15 protein-coding genes are annotated in these 16224 nt (G+C 60.6%); 10 read left to right on the top strand and 5 right to left on the bottom strand.

Translation table 11 applies throughout. The features are described 5' to 3' along the window. Window positions 1-6: 6 nt before the first annotated feature. From N2599_RS22870 to N2599_RS22860, 3 genes are all read right to left on the bottom strand, one after another. On the bottom strand, window positions 7-954 hold the full coding sequence (locus N2599_RS22870) for a lytic transglycosylase domain-containing protein (RefSeq protein WP_084606509.1): 948 nt from the start codon (window positions 952-954) through the stop codon (window positions 7-9). A 67-nt stretch (window positions 955-1021) separates the two neighbouring features. Then, on the bottom strand, window positions 1022-2185 hold the full coding sequence (locus tag N2599_RS22865; protein ID WP_027511071.1) for an aminotransferase: 1164 nt from the start codon (window positions 2183-2185) through the stop codon (window positions 1022-1024). Window positions 2186-2209: 24 nt separating this feature from the next. Continuing rightward, a complete protein-coding gene (locus tag N2599_RS22860) occupies window positions 2210-3241 on the bottom strand; it encodes a LysR substrate-binding domain-containing protein (protein ID WP_027511070.1) in 1032 nt (343 codons plus the stop codon). Between the two features lie 166 nt (window positions 3242-3407). Between N2599_RS22860 and speB the strand changes: the two genes are divergently transcribed. From speB to N2599_RS22835, 5 genes are all read left to right on the top strand, one after another. Beyond that, a complete protein-coding gene (speB, locus tag N2599_RS22855; RefSeq protein ID WP_260308555.1) occupies window positions 3408-4469 on the top strand; it encodes an agmatinase in 1062 nt (353 codons plus the stop codon). Between the two features lie 60 nt (window positions 4470-4529). Then, window positions 4530-5618, top strand: a complete 1089-nt coding sequence (locus N2599_RS22850) for an ABC transporter substrate-binding protein (protein WP_037142401.1) — start codon at window positions 4530-4532, stop codon at window positions 5616-5618. Window positions 5619-5725: 107 nt separating this feature from the next. Next, window positions 5726-6763 (top strand): ABC transporter ATP-binding protein, encoded by a 1038-nt coding sequence (locus tag N2599_RS22845; protein ID WP_027511067.1) that lies wholly within the window; start codon window positions 5726-5728, stop codon window positions 6761-6763. Next, on the top strand, window positions 6760-7614 hold the full coding sequence (locus tag N2599_RS22840) for an ABC transporter permease (protein WP_027511066.1): 855 nt from the start codon (window positions 6760-6762) through the stop codon (window positions 7612-7614). Before N2599_RS22845 ends, N2599_RS22840 begins: the two co-directional genes overlap by 4 nt. After that, window positions 7611-8408 carry an ABC transporter permease gene (locus N2599_RS22835; RefSeq protein WP_027511065.1) on the top strand — a complete coding sequence of 266 codons (798 nt, stop codon included), beginning with the start codon at window positions 7611-7613 and terminating at the stop codon, window positions 8406-8408. Before N2599_RS22840 ends, N2599_RS22835 begins: the two co-directional genes overlap by 4 nt. Before the next feature lie 21 nt (window positions 8409-8429). Here the strand turns inward: N2599_RS22835 and N2599_RS22830 are convergent, their stop codons facing one another. Then, window positions 8430-8876: an SDR family NAD(P)-dependent oxidoreductase gene (locus N2599_RS22830; RefSeq protein ID WP_051336629.1), complete on the bottom strand. Its 447-nt coding sequence runs from the start codon at window positions 8874-8876 to the stop codon at window positions 8430-8432. Between the two features lie 322 nt (window positions 8877-9198). Then, the gene (locus tag N2599_RS22825; RefSeq protein ID WP_027511063.1) at window positions 9199-10221 is read right to left on the bottom strand and encodes a LacI family DNA-binding transcriptional regulator; all 1023 of its coding nucleotides are present in this window, start codon (window positions 10219-10221) and stop codon (window positions 9199-9201) included. A gap of 235 nt (window positions 10222-10456) precedes the next feature. Here N2599_RS22825 and N2599_RS22820 point away from each other — a divergent pair, with 235 nt between their 5' ends. The 5 genes from N2599_RS22820 (at window position 10457) to araD (ending at window position 16218) form a co-directional block, all read left to right on the top strand. Continuing rightward, window positions 10457-11443, top strand: a complete 987-nt coding sequence (locus tag N2599_RS22820; RefSeq protein WP_027511062.1) for a Bug family tripartite tricarboxylate transporter substrate binding protein — start codon at window positions 10457-10459, stop codon at window positions 11441-11443. Between the two features lie 62 nt (window positions 11444-11505). Then, window positions 11506-11979, top strand: a complete 474-nt coding sequence (locus N2599_RS22815) for a tripartite tricarboxylate transporter TctB family protein (RefSeq protein WP_027511061.1) — start codon at window positions 11506-11508, stop codon at window positions 11977-11979. 26 nt (window positions 11980-12005) lie between these two features. After that, a complete protein-coding gene (locus tag N2599_RS22810; RefSeq protein ID WP_027511060.1) occupies window positions 12006-13505 on the top strand; it encodes a tripartite tricarboxylate transporter permease in 1500 nt (499 codons plus the stop codon). 35 nt (window positions 13506-13540) lie between these two features. Beyond that, entirely contained in the window at window positions 13541-14443 is a 903-nt protein-coding gene (locus N2599_RS22805; RefSeq protein ID WP_027511059.1) for a dihydrodipicolinate synthase family protein, read from the top strand. A 38-nt stretch (window positions 14444-14481) separates the two neighbouring features. Further along, on the top strand, window positions 14482-16218 hold the full coding sequence (gene araD / locus N2599_RS22800) for an L-arabinonate dehydratase (protein WP_027511058.1): 1737 nt from the start codon (window positions 14482-14484) through the stop codon (window positions 16216-16218). The last annotated feature ends 6 nt before the right edge of the window (window positions 16219-16224 follow it).

Genomic DNA, 16224 nt, shown 5'->3' with positions numbered 1-16224 from the left:
AGCTAATCAGTCGTTCTTGAACACCAGGCATACGCCGCCAGCTTTGCGCACGGCCGCACAGACCTGATTTGCCTCGCCCCTCGTTTGACGCGCGACGCGGGCGACATAGCGCGGCCGGTAACCGAAGCTGCGGTCGCGCTGGCGCAAAATGAGAGGCTTTTCGGCGTTCAGGGGCACCGGCAGCTTGCGAATGTCTTCCAGGAAAAGACTGCGTGCCGCTGCGGGGTCGAAGTGCGCGGCGAGTTGTGCGCCCCAAGGCGCCCACTCGCCTTCGGGCTGCCAAGGAGCAGACTTGAAACGGCGGCTTTCGGCAAGAGCGATGCAAGCCTCCAGGAAGGTCTTGTCCTTATCGAGTTCAAGTGCTGCTTTGTCGGGTGGGCTGTTTTTCCACTCTTCGACGGTGTGCGCTGTTATCGCCGTGACATAGCTTCGTGTCTCGAAAGGCAGGGAACCGGCTTCCAGAAAAGCCGAAAGACCATTTTCGCCGGCATTATAGGCTGCCGCCGCAAGCCCCAGATTGCCGAAGCGGTTGCGCAACTCATTGAGATAGGCCGCCGATGCCTGCAGTGCGCTCAGCGCATCATAGCTGTTTTTAAGACCGCGCAGTTTGGCGGTGCCCGGCATGAACTGCGCGATCCCCTCCGCACCCTTCGGACTGAGTGCATCGGGGCGAAAATGGCTTTCCTTCCAGATGAGCCGCGCAAAATAATCAGGGGGAAGTTGGTTGGCGCGCGCGAAATGATCGATGGCCGTGCAGATGTCCGTGCTGAAACTGTCCTTTCGGACGCAAAGGGCCGGCCCGCCGGAAGAAGCCTGCAGAGAGTAAAGACATGGCGGTGGCGCGGCACTCCCCTCAGGCTGTGAACCGGCGGGGTGGCTGGCAAGAAAGACAGCGATGAACGCACCTGCGATCGGCGCAAGTCTTCCGGCGGCCTTCCCCATGGAGCGCCTCATCGGTGCCCTCTCCAAACTCCATCGGATCGTCGCGCTGACACTATCACAAAAATTGCGCGGAAACCGCCTATCGCAGGCGCTCGCGCAACTGCCCGATCACGCCAACATCGGCATTGGCGAAGGCAAGCCGGAGATAACCGTCTTGGCTCTCGCCGAAATAGCTTCCAGGGATACAAATCACTCCGGCTTCCTTGGCGAGCCTTTCCGCCACCTTGGCGGAAGGCAGATCCCCACAAGGATGCCGGACGAAGGCGAAGTAGGCGCCGATTGCGGCGATCGACCAGCCGTTCGTTTCTGCCATGACCGCTTTCAGCGCCTCAGCGCGGCGCGAAATTTCCAGCCGGTTTGCAGCGCGCCAGTCCGCCAGGATCGGAAGGGCCGTTGCCACGGCGGCCTGAGCCGCCCGCGGCGCACAGATCTGCATGTTATCCATGATCTTGGCGATCTCGCCGACGATGCGCGGACCGGCTGTTATCGCACCCAGCCGGTGTCCGGGAATGCAGAAGGATTTGGAGAAGCTATAGAGTAGGACAAGCGTCTCATCCCAGCCCTCGATGGAGAGCAGATCATGCGGCGCTCCGGCATCGGCCGGCAGAAAGTCCCGATAGGTCTCGTCCAGGATCAGCCAGGCTCCATATTTCCGGCAGAGGTGGAAGAGTTCGCGAAGCAGCGCCGGCGGATAGACTGCGCCGGTCGGATTGTTCGGTGTGACGACCGCAAGGGCACGCACGCCCGACAACAAGGCCTTTTCTGCCGATGCCAAGCTCGGCAGGAAGCCTTTCGCAGCATCGCAATCGACGAGAACACGTCCGATGCCCAGCATGGAAAGCGTGGTTTCGTGATTGAAATAGAAGGGATTGGTGAGCGCGATCGTCTCGCCCGATTTGGCAAGCGCGATGGTGCTGCACATGAAGGCCTGATTGCAGCCGGAGGTGATATGGACGTTGGCGGCAGCAACGCTCGTGCCATAGACGTCCGACATATGCGCCGCATAAGCCTTCCTGAGCGCCTCCTCCCCTTCGATGGCGCCATAGCCGGTCATAGCTGGAGAGGCGGCCGCCTCGCCGAGAAGCCGCAGCATCTCTGGGTGAGCGGGATAGCCGGGCACGGCTTGGGACAGGTCGATCAGCGGTCCTTTGCCGCCATCATAGTCACGCGCCCAGGCAACCACCGAAGGGATGGGTGGCGGCGACAGACGAGAGACGAGCGGATTTGGATGGGCAAGCGGCATTCCGGGCTTTCCTTGAGAGATCGATTACGGTTTCAGGCGGCGCTTGACAGGCCGTTGGGCGGCGGCGCGAGCGCGCGAGACAGGCGTGAAGCTTTCGGCTGTAGCCGCCGGAGCGTCAATTCGCCCGCGCCCGCGGATCACACGCCGGGCCGACGCCTGCGGCTCTGCCCCGCGGTCTCTTTCGAGGGCGGAGAAGAACCAGTCGATAAAGACCCTAACGATCGGCGCGGCTCGCACTTCGTTTCGGCAGGCGACATAAAAGGCATCATTGGCCGGAACGGAGAGATCAAAGGGTACGACGAGTTCGCCCTGAGCGATCAGGCTGCCGGCCGTAATCGCATCGCCGAGCGCAACCCCCTGCCCACTCAAGGCCGCCTCCGTGGATAGCCGCGCATCGCTCATGAAGTGCTGCCTGCCGCGCGGCATGTCCAACGCGTCGGCTGCAGCAAGCCAAGTATTCCATTCGCGTCCATCGTCGCCGTGGAGCAGGACGTGATCACGCAGATCGCGCACAGAGCGCAACGCGCGGCTGTTCATCAGGGTCGGGCTGACGACGGGGAAAAGTTGCAGGTTGCTCCAAAGGCGCGCCCAGCAGTCCAGCCAGGTCCCGTCGCCATAAAGAATGCAGACATCGATATCCGGCGAGTAAAGCCGGTCGGGGTCGTTCGAGGCGACGAGCGTCAGGCTGATATCCGGGAACTGTTCGCTGAACTGGTGCATGCGCGGGATCAGCCAGAAGGAGAGCAAAGCCGGCACGCATGAAATTCTAAGGCTACCGCTGGTCGACGGGCGGGTCACCAGCGCCGTTGCCGCTGCGATCGTCTCGAATGCAGTTGTTAGAGCCGGTAAAAGCAGAGCAGCCTGCGGCGTGAGCTTCAGCCGCTTGCCGTTGCGCTCGAAAAGCGGCGTGCCGAAGACCGCTTCCAGCGCCTTGATCTGATGGCTGATGGCCCCATGGGTAACATTGAGCTCGCGCGCAGCCGCCGAGACCGAGCCGCGGCGAGCGGCGGCCTCGAAGGCACGCAATGCATTCAGCGGCGGCAGTCGGTTGAACATGGCAACCTAATGTGAAAAAATCTCACGCTAATTGCTATTACAATGTGAATTGCGTTTTCAACATTTTTGTCGGGTAATGCAAAAAATAAAAGACAGCAAGGGGAATGACCGTAAAACTGCAATGCAGTTCCGCTTCCCTACCGTTTGCGACAAGAGGTGAACCGGAATGGCCTGGGATCAGACGAAGCTCGAAGAACTACGTGCGAAATTCGCCGAGAGCCACGGCGGCCAGATATTCGATCCCGACTTCCGCAAGGTGGCCGATAAGATCTTTTCAAAAACCGGCACGCGCCTTGCTCCTTACGCCGGCATTCCGACATTCCTGAGCGCCCCTTATATGCCGGTCGCCGCCGATGAGCCGGATTTCGGCAATCTGCAGGTCGCAATCACCGGTATCCCGATGGATCTCGGCGTCACCAACCGTCCGGGATCGCGCTTCGGACCGCGCGCACTGCGCGCCATCGAGCGCATTGGTCCTTATAATCATGTGCTGGGCACGGCGCCGCTGTTTGATTTGCGCGTCGCCGATATCGGCGACGTCCCCTTCCAGAGCCGTTACCGGCTGGAGCTCAGCCATGACGACATTGAAAAGCGCATCAATCAGATCGTCGATGCAGGCGTCGTACCGCTTTCCGTCGGCGGCGATCACTCGATAACGCACCCGATCCTGAAGGCCGTCGGCAAGAAGCAACCGGTCGGCTTGATCCACATCGATGCGCATTGCGATACGGGGGGCGCGTTCGACCAGACAAAGTTCCACCACGGCGGTCCGTTCCGCAATGCCGTTCTCGACGGCGTGCTCGATCCGACCCGTACCGTGCAGATCGGCATCCGCGGTTCGGCCGAATATCTCTGGGAGTTCTCCTACGAATCTGGAATGACCGTGATCCATGCTGAGGAGGTGACGGGCGTGGGGATTCCGGCGATCATCGAGAGGGCAAAGGCGATCGTCGGCGACGCTCCCGCCTATCTCTCCTTCGACATCGACAGCCTCGATCCGAGCTTTGCGCCCGGTACCGGCACACCGGAAGTCCGCGGCTTGACGACGCGGGAGGTTCTGGAATTGATCCGCGGCCTGAAAGGGATCAATCTTGTCGGCGGAGATGTTGTGGAGGTCGCCCCGCAATATGACGCCACGACCAATACCGCCCACGCCGGTGCCCAGGTCCTGTTCGAAATCCTGAGCCTGATGGTCTTCAGCCCATCCATCGGCAGTAAGCGCGATTGAACCCGGCAACGACCGAATCTGCAACGTCATGACAGACCAAACAAAAAAGGGAACAAAGCCATGAAAACCATTCTCGACAAGGCGGTCAGCCGCCGAAACGTGCTGGCAACCGGCCTCGCCGCCACCAGCATGCTCGCCATGCCTGCCGTTCTGCGCGCGCAGGACAAGTCGCTGAAGGTCGGCGTCTATGGCGGCTACTTCAAGGATTCGTTCGACAAGAACGTCTTTCCGGAATTCACCAAGGCAACCGGCATTGCCATCGAGTCGGTGGCCGAACCGACAGGCGAGGCCTGGCTGGTGCAGCTGGAACAGGCCGCCAAGGCCGGCCAGGCGCCTGCCGACCTTTCGATGATGTCGCAGGTCGCGATGTTAAAGGGCCAGGCAACCGAGCTCTGGACGCCGATCGACATGGCAAAGCTCAAGAACGCCTCCGGCCTCATCGACCGCTTCGTCAACAAATATCCGGACGGCCGGGTTGCCGGTGTCGGTGCCGTGGCGTGGTACATCACGCTCGTCACAAACACGGATGTATACAAGGAATCTCCGACCACCTGGAACGCGCTGTGGGATCCGGCAAATGCCGACAAGCTCGGCCTGCTTGCCCTCGTCTCCAACTCATTCCTGCTCGAAGTGACGGCCAAGACGCATTTCGGCGGCACGAATGCGCTCGACACCGAGGAAGGCATCCTGAAGGCGTTCGACAAGCTTGCTGAGGTGAAGCCGAATGTCCGCCTCTGGTATCGCGACGAGGCGCAGTTCGAGCAGGCGCTGAAGTCCGGTGAAATCCCGATGGGCCAGTATTACCACGATGTCACCGGGCTGGCCGCCGCCGACGGCTTCCCGGTCCGCTCGACCTTCCCGAAGGAAGGCGGCATCCAGGATTCCGGCTGCTGGGCGCTGTCGCGCACTTCCAAGAAGGCGGAAGAGGCACATATCTTCATCGACTACATGTGCCAGCCGGCCATCCAGGCGCTGATGTCGCGCAAAGTGGGCACGGCACCGACCATCAAGCGCGAATTGCTCGACTTGACCGACAAGGAGTTCGCAGCCGTCTCCTCCGACATCGAGCCGATCACGCCGCGCTACGATCTCTACCAGAGCAAGTCCGATTGGCTGAACCAGAAATGGACGGAACTCATCGTCGGCTGAGTTTCGAAGCCTGAATGCTCCCCAATGATCGGCATGCGCCTTCCGGCTTTGACGGCAAGGCGCATGCGGGGCATTCTTCATACGCACGCGGCTCACGCGGGGGATCCATGTCCGGACTGGCACTCAACAACGTCACCAAACAATTCGGCGCCTTCACCGCAGTCGACAACGTACAGCTCAGCGTTCCGCATGGCACGTTCGTCTGCCTGCTCGGCCCCTCCGGCTGCGGCAAGACAACTTTGCTGCGCATGATCGCTGGTCTCGACATGCCGACGAGCGGCGCCATCGTGCTCGACGGCAGCGACATTACGGCCATCCCGACCCACAAGCGCGACTTGGGGATGGTGTTTCAGTCGCTTGCGCTTTTCCCCCACCTCAGCGTCGGCGAAAATATCGCTTATCCGCTGCGCATCCGCGGTACGGCGAAGGAGGCGCAAAAGAAGCGCGTCGACGAATTGCTGACGCTGATCCATCTCCCCGGATATGCCGACCGTCCCGTGAACAAGCTTTCCGGCGGCCAGCGCCAGCGTGTCGCGATCGCGCGTGCGCTGACGATTTCGCCTAAGCTCTTCCTCCTCGACGAACCGCTTTCGGCACTCGACGCAAAACTGCGGGAGGCGATGCAGGTTGAGCTTCGCCAGCTTCAGCAGAAGCTCGGCATCACGACAATCGTCGTGACCCACGATCAGCGCGAAGCGATGACGATGGCCGATACCGTCGTCGTCATGAACAGCGGAGAGATCCGCCAGGCGGCCAGCCCGATCGAGATCTACCGCCGTCCCGCCGACCGCTTCGTCGCTGACTTCATCGGTTCGACCAATCTGCTCAACGTCGAGGCCGACAGCGCCGGTCGGGCAACCGTCCTCGGCAAGGTGATCGAAGGTGTTTTGCTTCCGCCCGGCCTTAGCAAGGCAACGATATCGGTGCGGCCGGAGGACGTGCATCTGACAGTGCCAAGCAGCAACACCATTGGCGGCAAGGTAACCTTCATCCGCGATCTCGGCGGCACGATCGAGACGTTCCTCGATCTTTCCGGGACGCAGGTCGTCGCCGTTTCGACGCCGCGCGAACGGCCGCTCGTCAACGTCGGCGATGAGGTCGGCGTCAAGCTCTCACCCGATGTCTGCGTGGTGCTGCAGAAATGAGGCGCGAACCACCGCACAAGATTGCCGATTACTGGCCACTCGCCTTCCCGGCCGGAATGCTGACGGTCTTTTTCGTCATTCCGTTTACAACGATGATTGCCGTGAGCTTTTTCCAGCGGCAGCAGGGCGGCTTCTACACACCTGCCTTCGTGTTCGACAATTACGCCCGCTTCGTCAGCCTGTTCTTCGGCAAGGTACTCGGCTTTTCACTGTTCCTTGCAATCGCTGTTGCGATCTGCTGCATCGTGCTTGGCATTCCATTCACCTATCTGCTGACGCGCATGGGACGGAAGGCTCAGGTCGTTTGGCTGGTCGCGCTGCTGTCGATCCTTTCGCTTTCTGAAGTCATCATCGGCTTTGCCTGGTCGACGCTGTTTTCGCGCACCGCCGGCATCACCAATCTGCTTGTCATGGCGGGCGTCATGCAGCAGGCCGTGGCGCTGACGCCAAGTTTCAGCGCGGTTCTGGCCGGCATGGTCTATCAGGCCCTGCCTTACACGGTCCTGATCCTCTATCCCGCCCTCGTCCGGCTTGATCCGACCCTGACGGAAGCGGCACGTACTCTCGGCGCTTCGCCAGTCAAGGCATTTTTCACGATCGTCGTGCCTGCGTTGCGCAACACCATCATCGCGACGCTCATCATGGTCTTCATCTTCGCACTCGGCTCCTACCTGCTGCCGCAGATTCTCGGCCGTCCATCGCACTGGACCCTTTCGGTGCTCATCACCGACCAAGCCGTCTACCAGTCGAACATGCCGTTTGCCGCCGCGATGGCTGTATTTCTCGTACTGGTGACGCTCGCCATGGTCGGACTGACGGTGCTGATCGGCCGCAAGGGAGAAACGGCATGAACACCTTTCTCCACCGCTTGTATTTCTCTCTGATCGGCCTTTTCCTGGCAGCACCGATCATCGTCGTTGCCGGCGTCTCAGTGAACGCGAAGCAGAGCCTGACCTTCCCGCCCCGAGGCTTTTCGCTCGGCTGGTACGGTGAGATCTTCACCAATCCCGAATGGCGGAACGCACTTTTCGCCTCGCTGACGCTTGCCATTCTGTCCGCAGCACTTGCAGTACTCATCGCCTTGCCGCTTGCCTGGTTTCTATGGCGGCGAATTGCCCCATGGGCGAACATCTTCCAGCTCTTGGGCATCGCGCCCTTCACCCTGCCTCCCGTCATCACCGCGCTCGGGCTGTTGACATTCTGGGCGACCACCGGGTTTTACGGTGCGCCGTGGACGGCCGTAATCAGCCATGCAATCTTCTTCGTCACATTACCGCTGGTGACGCTGTCGCTCGGCTTCACGTCGATCGACCGCTCCTTCGTCGAAGCAGCCGCGACCATGGGTGCAAATGATCGCACGATCTTCACAACAATCGTCTTGCCGCTGATCCGGCCCTATCTGGTTTCGGGCTACGCCTTTGCCTTCGTTCTTTCGCTGAACGAGTACATCGTCGCCTACATGACAGTCGGCTTCACGCTGGAGACCTTGCCGATCAAGATCTTCAACGCGCTGCGTTACGGCTACACGCCGACCATGGCGTCTGTCACGATCCTCTTCGTCGCGACAGCTGCCCTCATATTCGGCTTGATCGCCCGCTTCGGTGATCTTCCAAAGCTGTTGGGAGCAATGGCAGCAGAAAAATGAACGAACAGAAGCTGCGAAGTTTCATGGCAGCGTCAACCCGCCATCAACAGCGTATTGGCTACCTGTAACATAGGAAGAGTCGTCGCAGTGCAGAAAGAGCGCCACCGCTATCGCCTTCCCGGCGGATCCGATACGCCCGAGCAGCACCTTGCCGAGGATTTCCTTTTCGAATTGTGCTCGCAAATCCTGAGACATGAAGCTGCGGAAATCCGTGTCGATCGGTCCGAAAAGCAGCACGTTTACGCGAACCTGGCGATCAGCCAATGCCGATGCCCAGCAGCGCGCCGTCGACGACGTGATCACAACCGAGCCAGCTTTGCTCAGCCTTGGACCCGGGCCTGCAAGCTGCAGCGCCGGACCGCGCACATTCGTGTTCATCATTCCGTCGAGAAAATCTGCGTCGACAGCATCGAGCGGGGTTACACCGGCATATCCAGCGCTGAGCCAAAGGCCATCCCAATTGCCCATGTTCTTCGACGCGTCGGTAGCGGCCCGTATGCGGCATGAAATAGGAGAGAGAGGCCAAGCAGACGCTACTTGAACTTTTCGCTGATTGGTCATCCGAACTGACCGAACTGATCCGCAACGGCAGGAGTGAAGCGAAAGCAAATTTATCGCTCCGCCAAGCCGACCAGCTTTTGCAAATGGAAGGAATGCAGCGCCTTGACAGGAGCAAACCTGAGACACGCTCATCCAACGTCTGGCTGCGGGCAGCCGACACGAGCACGTTGAAATATACAATTTTAGATGCTGAATGAAATCAAAACCGCGCCTACGCCGCCATCGGCGACTAAGCCGACTGCCTCGCGACGATTTCGAAATCGATTTCAATCATGGGCTCGACAGTCTCGCCAGAGATTTTTCTTAATATCGACCGCGCGGCCTTTGTCCCGATCATGCGCCGATCGATTCGGACTGTTGTCAGAGGCGGATAAGTGTGAGGCGCGAAATCGAAGTCGCCGAACCCAACAATCGCGACATCCTCCGGAACTCTGCACCCCCTTGCGATCGCTTCCGTCAACGCTCCATGCGCCACGACATCAGAACTTCCAAACACTGCCAGCGATCCCCTCCCCCGATCGAGTAACTGAGTCAACGCTTTCCGCCCGTCGCTAAAGGTCGAAGGCGAGTTCATCTCGATATCGGGGAGCTCCACCGCCGCGACACCAGCGAGCCGCTTGATAAACCCATCCCTGCGCTGAATGGCGCGAGGATCGTTCGCGCCGATTTGCGCATAACGATCATAGCCCTTCGTCATAAAGTATTCGGCGACCAAGGCGCCGACATCATAGTGCGAGAAGCCGACGGCGGTATCGAGCGGCGACGGCGTGGAATCCCAGATTTCGACGATCGGCAAACCGGCCCCCGTCAACATTGCCCGCGTTTCCTTCAGATGCGTGATGCCGGTCAGGATGATGCCATCGGGCCGCCGCGCCAGGATGGCGCGCGTTAGTTCCATCTCCCGCTGGTGGTCATAACCGGACAGGCCCAGCAGGAGTTGATAGCCTTCCGCGACGAGTTCGGCATTCAAACCTTCGATCGCCTCGGCGAAGATCGTGCTGGACACCGATGGAACGATCGCCGCAACCAGCCTAGTCCTGCGGGACGCCAGTCCACCGGCAAGGAGATTAGGCACATATCCTGTCCTGGCAATAACGCGTTCTATAGCTTCAAGCGTCTTTGGCTTCACTAGGCTGGGCGTGTTGATCGCGCGCGAGACGGTCACCGGCGAGACCCCGGCAAGCTTGGCGATGTCCGCCAGCGTCACCGGGCTAGGTTGGTCTATCAGTCTGCTTCTTCCCTGTCCGGCCATGTTCATCTCCACGCTAAAATGATTTACGCTTTCATTTTGCCGTTTGGCAATCCCCGCTATAAAAAAGATTCTTGTTTTCACTTAACCAGTGGAAAAAGCTGATTAAATTGTGAGATGGCCAAGTCTTGCCGGGCAAAAATATGATGATATCATGGAAGCGCTTCCATTTGCCGGTTGAGGAGCCGGAACGGGATTTCATTAGGGCGTACGCGTGCCCCAAGCCGGAGGAGAACTCATGCGTTTAATGCGTTTCATCACAGTGGCGGCGATGGCCGCTTCGATCGCTTCCTTAGCCGCGACTGCGGGTAAGGCCCAGAACCAGGACTACCCCTCTAAAACTGTGACGGTGATCGTGCCCTTTGCCGCAGGCGGCAATACCGATGCCTTCGGCCGCCTCGTGGCGGAGCAGCTGGACAAAAGACTTGGCCAGCGGTTCATCGTGGAGAACAAGCCTGGCGCGGGAGGAAATGTCGGCCTCGGCGATCTCGCTAGAGCGGCTCCCGACGGATACACGATCGGCATGGGCACGGTCAGCTCCAACGCGATCAACCAGACCCTGTTCAAAACCTTGTCCTACGACAAGGAAAAGGGCTTCGCACCGCTGTCGCTGATCGCCCGCCTGCCAAACGTGCTCGTGGTCAATCCGGACAAGCTGCCGGTCAATTCGGTCCAGGAACTGATCGAACTGCTGAAGAAGGAACCGGGCAAGCACACCTACGCATCGTCGGGCGTCGGCACCTCAATCCATCTTGCGGGCGAACTGCTCGCCACCAAGGCAGGCGTCAAGATTACCCATGTGCCCTATAAGGGCAGCAGCCAGGCAATTATGGACGTTGTCGCCGGCCATATCGACTTCATGTTCGATAACATTCCGACGGCAGCGCAGCAGGTCAAGGCCGGCAAGCTTCGGGCGCTCGCGGTTACCAGCCTCGACAGAGCATCGCTCCTGCCTGACGTCCCCACCATGGACAGCGTGATCCCAGGCTTCGAGGCGACCTCCTGGCATGGCGTCTTCGCGCCTGCGGGCACGCCGCCGGAAATCGTCGAGAAGCTCAGCAAGGAGGTTCAGGTGATCCTTCACGAACCTGCGATGAAGGAAAAGATCGAAGGCATGGGTGCCACGCCGGTCGGCAACACGCCCGAAGAGTTCGCGATCTTCATAAAGGCTGAAACGGAAAAATGGGCTGAGGTCATCAAGGCGGCGAACGTCCCGCTGCAGTGACATTTTCCACCGGCCGGCACATCGCGTCGGCCGGCGCTTTCTGACCTATGGATCGTGAAGCCATGTTGAAGATTAGAAACGGTCGCGACTTTATCGGCGGCGCGGCGATGATCGTCGTCAGCCTTCTGTTCATCTGGTTCGGGCGAGAGCTCGATGTCGGGAACTCGTTCCAGATGGGACCAGGTTACTTTCCAGTCATACTGAGCCTGCTGCTGATCGGCATCGGAGCCCTCATCATGGTTCAGTCTCTGGTGGTTGCCGTCGAGGACGAACCGGATGCACCCGCAAACTGGCAGGCCTATACACTGGTCATCCTGGCGCCGATCTTCTTCGGTCTGGCGCTCTCCCGCTTTGGGCTCGCTCCGACCATATTCCTGATGGTCGCCGCGGTCAGCTTCGCCAGCAAGTATGCCGGCTGGCGTCATTCAATCGCGCTCGCGCTGTTCATGGCGATCAGTTCGGTCGTTCTCTTTACACGGCTCCTGTCGCTTCCCGTCAGCCCCTTCGGGCCATGGATCCCTTTCCTCGGCAACTGACGCCATCGCGCGCCGGAGGTTTCGTTATGGACATCTTTTCCGACCTGTTGCTGGGCGCCTCCACCGCCTTCCAACCCGTGAACCTGTTCTATGGATTCATCGGCTGTTTGCTGGGAACCGCAATCGGCGTTCTGCCGGGGCTGGGACCGACTGCAACGATCGCCATGCTGCTACCGATCACCTTCGGACTGCGGCCGGAATCGGCGCTGATCATGCTCGCCGGCATCTTCTACGGCGCACAATATGGCGGTTCGACGACGGCGATCCTGATCAACCTGCCGGGTGAAAGCTCGTCGGTCGTCACTGCGATCGACGGCTACCAAATGGCCCGGAACGGGCGCGCGGGCGCGGCGTTGGCAACAGCAGCGCTTGGATCCTTCTTCGCCGGAACGGTCGCGACTTTGCTTCTGGCGGTTGCGGCCCCGCCGCTTGCCGCAGTCGCGCTGAAATTCGGGCCTGCTGAATATTTCTCTCTGATGGTCCTCGGCCTCGTCGCCTCGGTAGCGCTGGCCAGCGGCTCGCTCCTGAAGGCATTCGCGATGATCGTCTTCGGCCTACTGCTTGGCTCGGTCGGCACCGACGTGGAAAGTGGCATGCCGCGATACATCTTCGGCATCCCAGAGCTTTATGACGGTCTCAATTTCGTTGCCGTCAGCATGGGCATATTCGGAATCTGCGAGATCCTCCGCAATCTCGAAAACGAGCATGAGCGGTCGGTCGGAGTGAAGAAGGTCGCCGGCCTTATGCTGACCCGCGACGATTTCAGACGCATCCGCGGTCCGGTCCTGCGCGGCACCGCGCTCGGCTCTTTGCTTGGAGTCCTTCCTGGCGGCGGCGCCATGCTGTCGTCCTTTGCCGCCTATGCGCTTGAAAAACGCGTCTCGCCGAACAGGGCGGAATTCGGCAAGGGCGCGATCGAGGCGGTGGCCGCACCGGAATCGGCCAACAATGCCGGAGCGCAGACGTCTTTCATCCCCATGCTGACGCTTGGCATCCCCGGCAATCCGGTCATGGCGTTGATGGTCGGGGCTATGATCATCCAAGGCATCACGCCCGGCCCCAACGTCATCTCCGAGAAACCCGACCTATTCTGGGGCATGATCGTCTCCATGTGGTCGGGAAACCTGATGCTGGTCATCCTCAATTTGCCATTGATCGGGTTGTGGGTGCGGATGCTGACCATTCCCTATCACCTGCTGTTTCCTGCAATCATCGGCTTCTGCTGTGTCGGCGCATACAGCATCAACAACAGCGTCTTCGACGTTTTCATCATGGCGGGCTTCAGCGTCGTCGGCTTTGTGCTCTCCAAGCTCCGCTTCGAGCCTGCCCCGCTGTTGCTCGGCTTCATCCTGGGGCCGATGCTCGAGGAAAATCTCCGCCGCGCCATGCTGATCAGCCAGGGTGATCCGACAATCTTCGTGCGCAGCCCGCTCAGCCTTTCGTTGCTGATCGTCGCGGTGATTGTGCTCGGCCTGGTGCTTTCACCCTCGATCAGCCGCAAGCGCGACGAAGCCTTCACGGAGTGACCGATGCAAACTTCACTGAGACAAGGAAGCAGCCGATGACCGAAAATCTACGCACAGCCCTCACAGGCATCTCCGGCATCCTCGTCACCCCTTATAACAAGGCCGGAGAAATCGATACCGCCCGGCAGAAGCCGATCGTTGACAAGGCGATAGCAGCGGGCGTGCACATTCTGGTCGCTAACGGGAATACGGGCGAATTCTATGCGCTGACGGTCGAGGAGGCGCAGGCCATGGTGTGCGCTTCGGCCGAGCATGTCGGCGGGCGCGTCCCTCTGCTGGCGGGCGTCGGCCGAGGCGTACGGGATGCCTGCCGTTTGGCGCGGACATCGAAGGCAGCAGGAGCCGCGGCCCTGATGGTCCACCAGCCGCCGGATCCGTTCTCGTCCCCTCGCGGTCTGGTCGACTATGTGAAGGCGATAGCCGACGCCGCGGAGGGCTTGCCTGTCGTGCTCTACCTACGCAACGACGCCGTCGGCACCAAGGCCATAACGGCACTTTGCGAACTCCCCTCGGTCGTCGGCGTCAAATGGGCGACGCCCAATCCGCTGAAACTGGGCGAGGCAATCGCCGCCACCGATCCCGACATCGTCTGGGTCGGCGGACTGGCGGAAGTCTGGGCTCCAGCCTTCTATGCGGTCGGCGCACGCGGCTTTACGTCCGGCCTGATCAATGTCTGGCCCGAGCGCTCGGTCGCCATCCACGCGGCGCTGGAAGCGGAAGACTACCGCAGGGCCAACGATCTGATCACCGGAATGAAAGCCTTCGAGGAGATCCGCGCCGAGGAATTGAACGGCACCAATGTTACAGGAGTGAAGGCGGCGCTGGCAGCAATCGGTCATGATTGCGGCGCCACCCGGCCGCCTTCAGCCTGGCCGCTCACTCCATCCCAGCATGCGGCACTGCAGGCATTCATCACATCAAACGAAATCCGCTTCTGACCGAAGCCAATGCGGTCGAAGACCGGCCGGAGACGTCAATGACACCAAAAAAGACCTACGAGCAACTGCGATCCGCCCGCTGGATGGTGCCGGACGACCAACGTTCCTTCGGCCACCGTTCGCGGACGATGCAAATGGGCTATGACCCGGCGGACTGGGAGGGACGGCCGATCGTCGCGATCCTCAACACCTGGTCTGATGCCCAGCCGTGCCACATGCATTTCAAGGATCGGGTGGAATGGGTAAAACGCGGCGTGCTGCAGGCCGGTGGTTTTCCCATGGAGCTGCCGGCCCTGTCGCTGTCGGAGAACTTCGTCAAGCCGACGACCATGCTCTACCGTAACCTGCTGGCGATGGAAGCCGAGGAACTATTACGCTCGCATCCTGTTGACGGCGCCGTTTTGATGGGCGGCTGCGACAAGACCACGCCCGCGCTTATCATGGGCGCGCTCAGCATGGGCCTGCCCTTCATCTTCCTGCCCGCGGGACCGATGCTGCGCGGCAATTATGCCGGCAAGTATCTGGGCTCGGGCACTGACGGCTTCAAATATTGGGATGAGCGTCGCGCCGGCACCATATCGAGAGAAGAATGGCAGGGCATCGAGGGCGGTATCGCCCGCTCCTACGGACATTGCATGACCATGGGAACCGCCTCGACCATGACTGCAATTGCCGAGGCGATGGGCCTTTCCCTGCCCGGCGCCTCATCCATTCCTGCGGCGGATGCCGGCCACCAGCGCATGTCGACGCAATGCGGCCGGCGCGTCGTAGAGATGATCTGGGAGGACCTGACGCCGGACCGGATCGTCACCCCGGCATCCGTCGAGAATGCCGTGACGGTGGCCATGGCAACGGGCTGCTCCACCAATGCCATCATCCATGTGATCGCCATGGCGCGACGCGCCGGCATTCCGCTTGAACTCGACGATCTCGACCGGATAGGCCGGACCACGCCAGTCGTCGCCAATATACGGCCGTCCGGCAGCAATTACCTGATGGAAGATTTCTACTATGCCGGCGGCCTGCGCGCGCTGATGAAGCAGCTCGGCGACAAGCTCGACAGCACGGCGATTACCGTCACCGGCAAGCCGCTGACCGATGGGCTCGACGACGTGAAGATCTGGAACGAGGACGTGATCCGGCCGCTCACCAACCCTGTCTATCACGAGGGATCGCTCGCCGTGCTGAAGGGCAATCTCTGCCCTGACGGCGCAGTGATCAAGCCCGCGGCCTGCGATCGGCAATTCCACCGGCACAAGGGGCCGGCGCTGGTGGCCGACAGCTATGCCGAACTCAAGAAGATCATCGACGATCCGGATTATCCACTCACACCGGACACGGTGCTGGTGCTGCGCAATGCCGGGCCGCAGGGTGGGCCGGGAATGCCGGAATGGGGCATGATCCCCATGCCGAAAGCACTCCTTAAGCTCGGCCTGCGCGACATGATGCGTATCTCCGATGCCCGCATGTCCGGCACGTCCTTCGGGGCCTGCGTGCTGCATGCAGCACCCGAAGCCTATGTCGGCGGGCCGCTTGCGCTGCTCCGGACCGGTGACATGGTCGAAATGGATATTCCCGCGCGCAGCCTCAACATGCTGGTGCCGGATGAAGAGCTGGCAGCCCGCCGTGCTGCCTGGACACCGCCGCCGCCACGCTACGGCCGGGGCTATGGCCTGATGTTCTCGAAACACATCGAGCAGGCCGACAAGGGCTGCGACTTCGATTTCCTCAAGACGGAATTCGGCCCCAAGGTCGATGAACCGGCGATCAACTGACCAGAT

Origin of the sequence: Rhizobium sullae (assembly GCF_025200715.1) — a bacterium.
GTDB lineage: Bacteria > Pseudomonadota > Alphaproteobacteria > Rhizobiales > Rhizobiaceae > Rhizobium > Rhizobium sullae.
This window is presented reverse-complemented; position numbering and strand designations above follow the sequence as displayed.

What these genes read in the sequence shown, in the direction of transcription:
- N2599_RS22870 (WP_084606509.1), bottom strand. Translation starts at nt 954, where the DNA reads ATGAGGCGCTCCATGGGGAAGGCCGCCGGAAGACTTGCGCCGATCGCA.
- N2599_RS22865 (WP_027511071.1), bottom strand. Translation starts at nt 2,185, where the DNA reads ATGCCGCTTGCCCATCCAAATCCGCTCGTCTCTCGTCTGTCGCCGCCA.
- N2599_RS22860 (WP_027511070.1), bottom strand. Translation starts at nt 3,241, where the DNA reads ATGTTCAACCGACTGCCGCCGCTGAATGCATTGCGTGCCTTCGAGGCC.
- speB (WP_260308555.1), top strand. Translation starts at nt 3,408, where the DNA reads ATGGCCTGGGATCAGACGAAGCTCGAAGAACTACGTGCGAAATTCGCC.
- N2599_RS22850 (WP_037142401.1), top strand. Translation starts at nt 4,530, where the DNA reads ATGAAAACCATTCTCGACAAGGCGGTCAGCCGCCGAAACGTGCTGGCA.
- N2599_RS22845 (WP_027511067.1), top strand. Translation starts at nt 5,726, where the DNA reads ATGTCCGGACTGGCACTCAACAACGTCACCAAACAATTCGGCGCCTTC.
- N2599_RS22840 (WP_027511066.1), top strand. Translation starts at nt 6,760, where the DNA reads ATGAGGCGCGAACCACCGCACAAGATTGCCGATTACTGGCCACTCGCC.
- N2599_RS22835 (WP_027511065.1), top strand. Translation starts at nt 7,611, where the DNA reads ATGAACACCTTTCTCCACCGCTTGTATTTCTCTCTGATCGGCCTTTTC.
- N2599_RS22830 (WP_051336629.1), bottom strand. Translation starts at nt 8,876, where the DNA reads ATGGGCAATTGGGATGGCCTTTGGCTCAGCGCTGGATATGCCGGTGTA.
- N2599_RS22825 (WP_027511063.1), bottom strand. Translation starts at nt 10,221, where the DNA reads ATGGCCGGACAGGGAAGAAGCAGACTGATAGACCAACCTAGCCCGGTG.
- N2599_RS22820 (WP_027511062.1), top strand. Translation starts at nt 10,457, where the DNA reads ATGCGTTTAATGCGTTTCATCACAGTGGCGGCGATGGCCGCTTCGATC.
- N2599_RS22815 (WP_027511061.1), top strand. Translation starts at nt 11,506, where the DNA reads ATGTTGAAGATTAGAAACGGTCGCGACTTTATCGGCGGCGCGGCGATG.
- N2599_RS22810 (WP_027511060.1), top strand. Translation starts at nt 12,006, where the DNA reads ATGGACATCTTTTCCGACCTGTTGCTGGGCGCCTCCACCGCCTTCCAA.
- N2599_RS22805 (WP_027511059.1), top strand. Translation starts at nt 13,541, where the DNA reads ATGACCGAAAATCTACGCACAGCCCTCACAGGCATCTCCGGCATCCTC.
- araD (WP_027511058.1), top strand. Translation starts at nt 14,482, where the DNA reads ATGACACCAAAAAAGACCTACGAGCAACTGCGATCCGCCCGCTGGATG.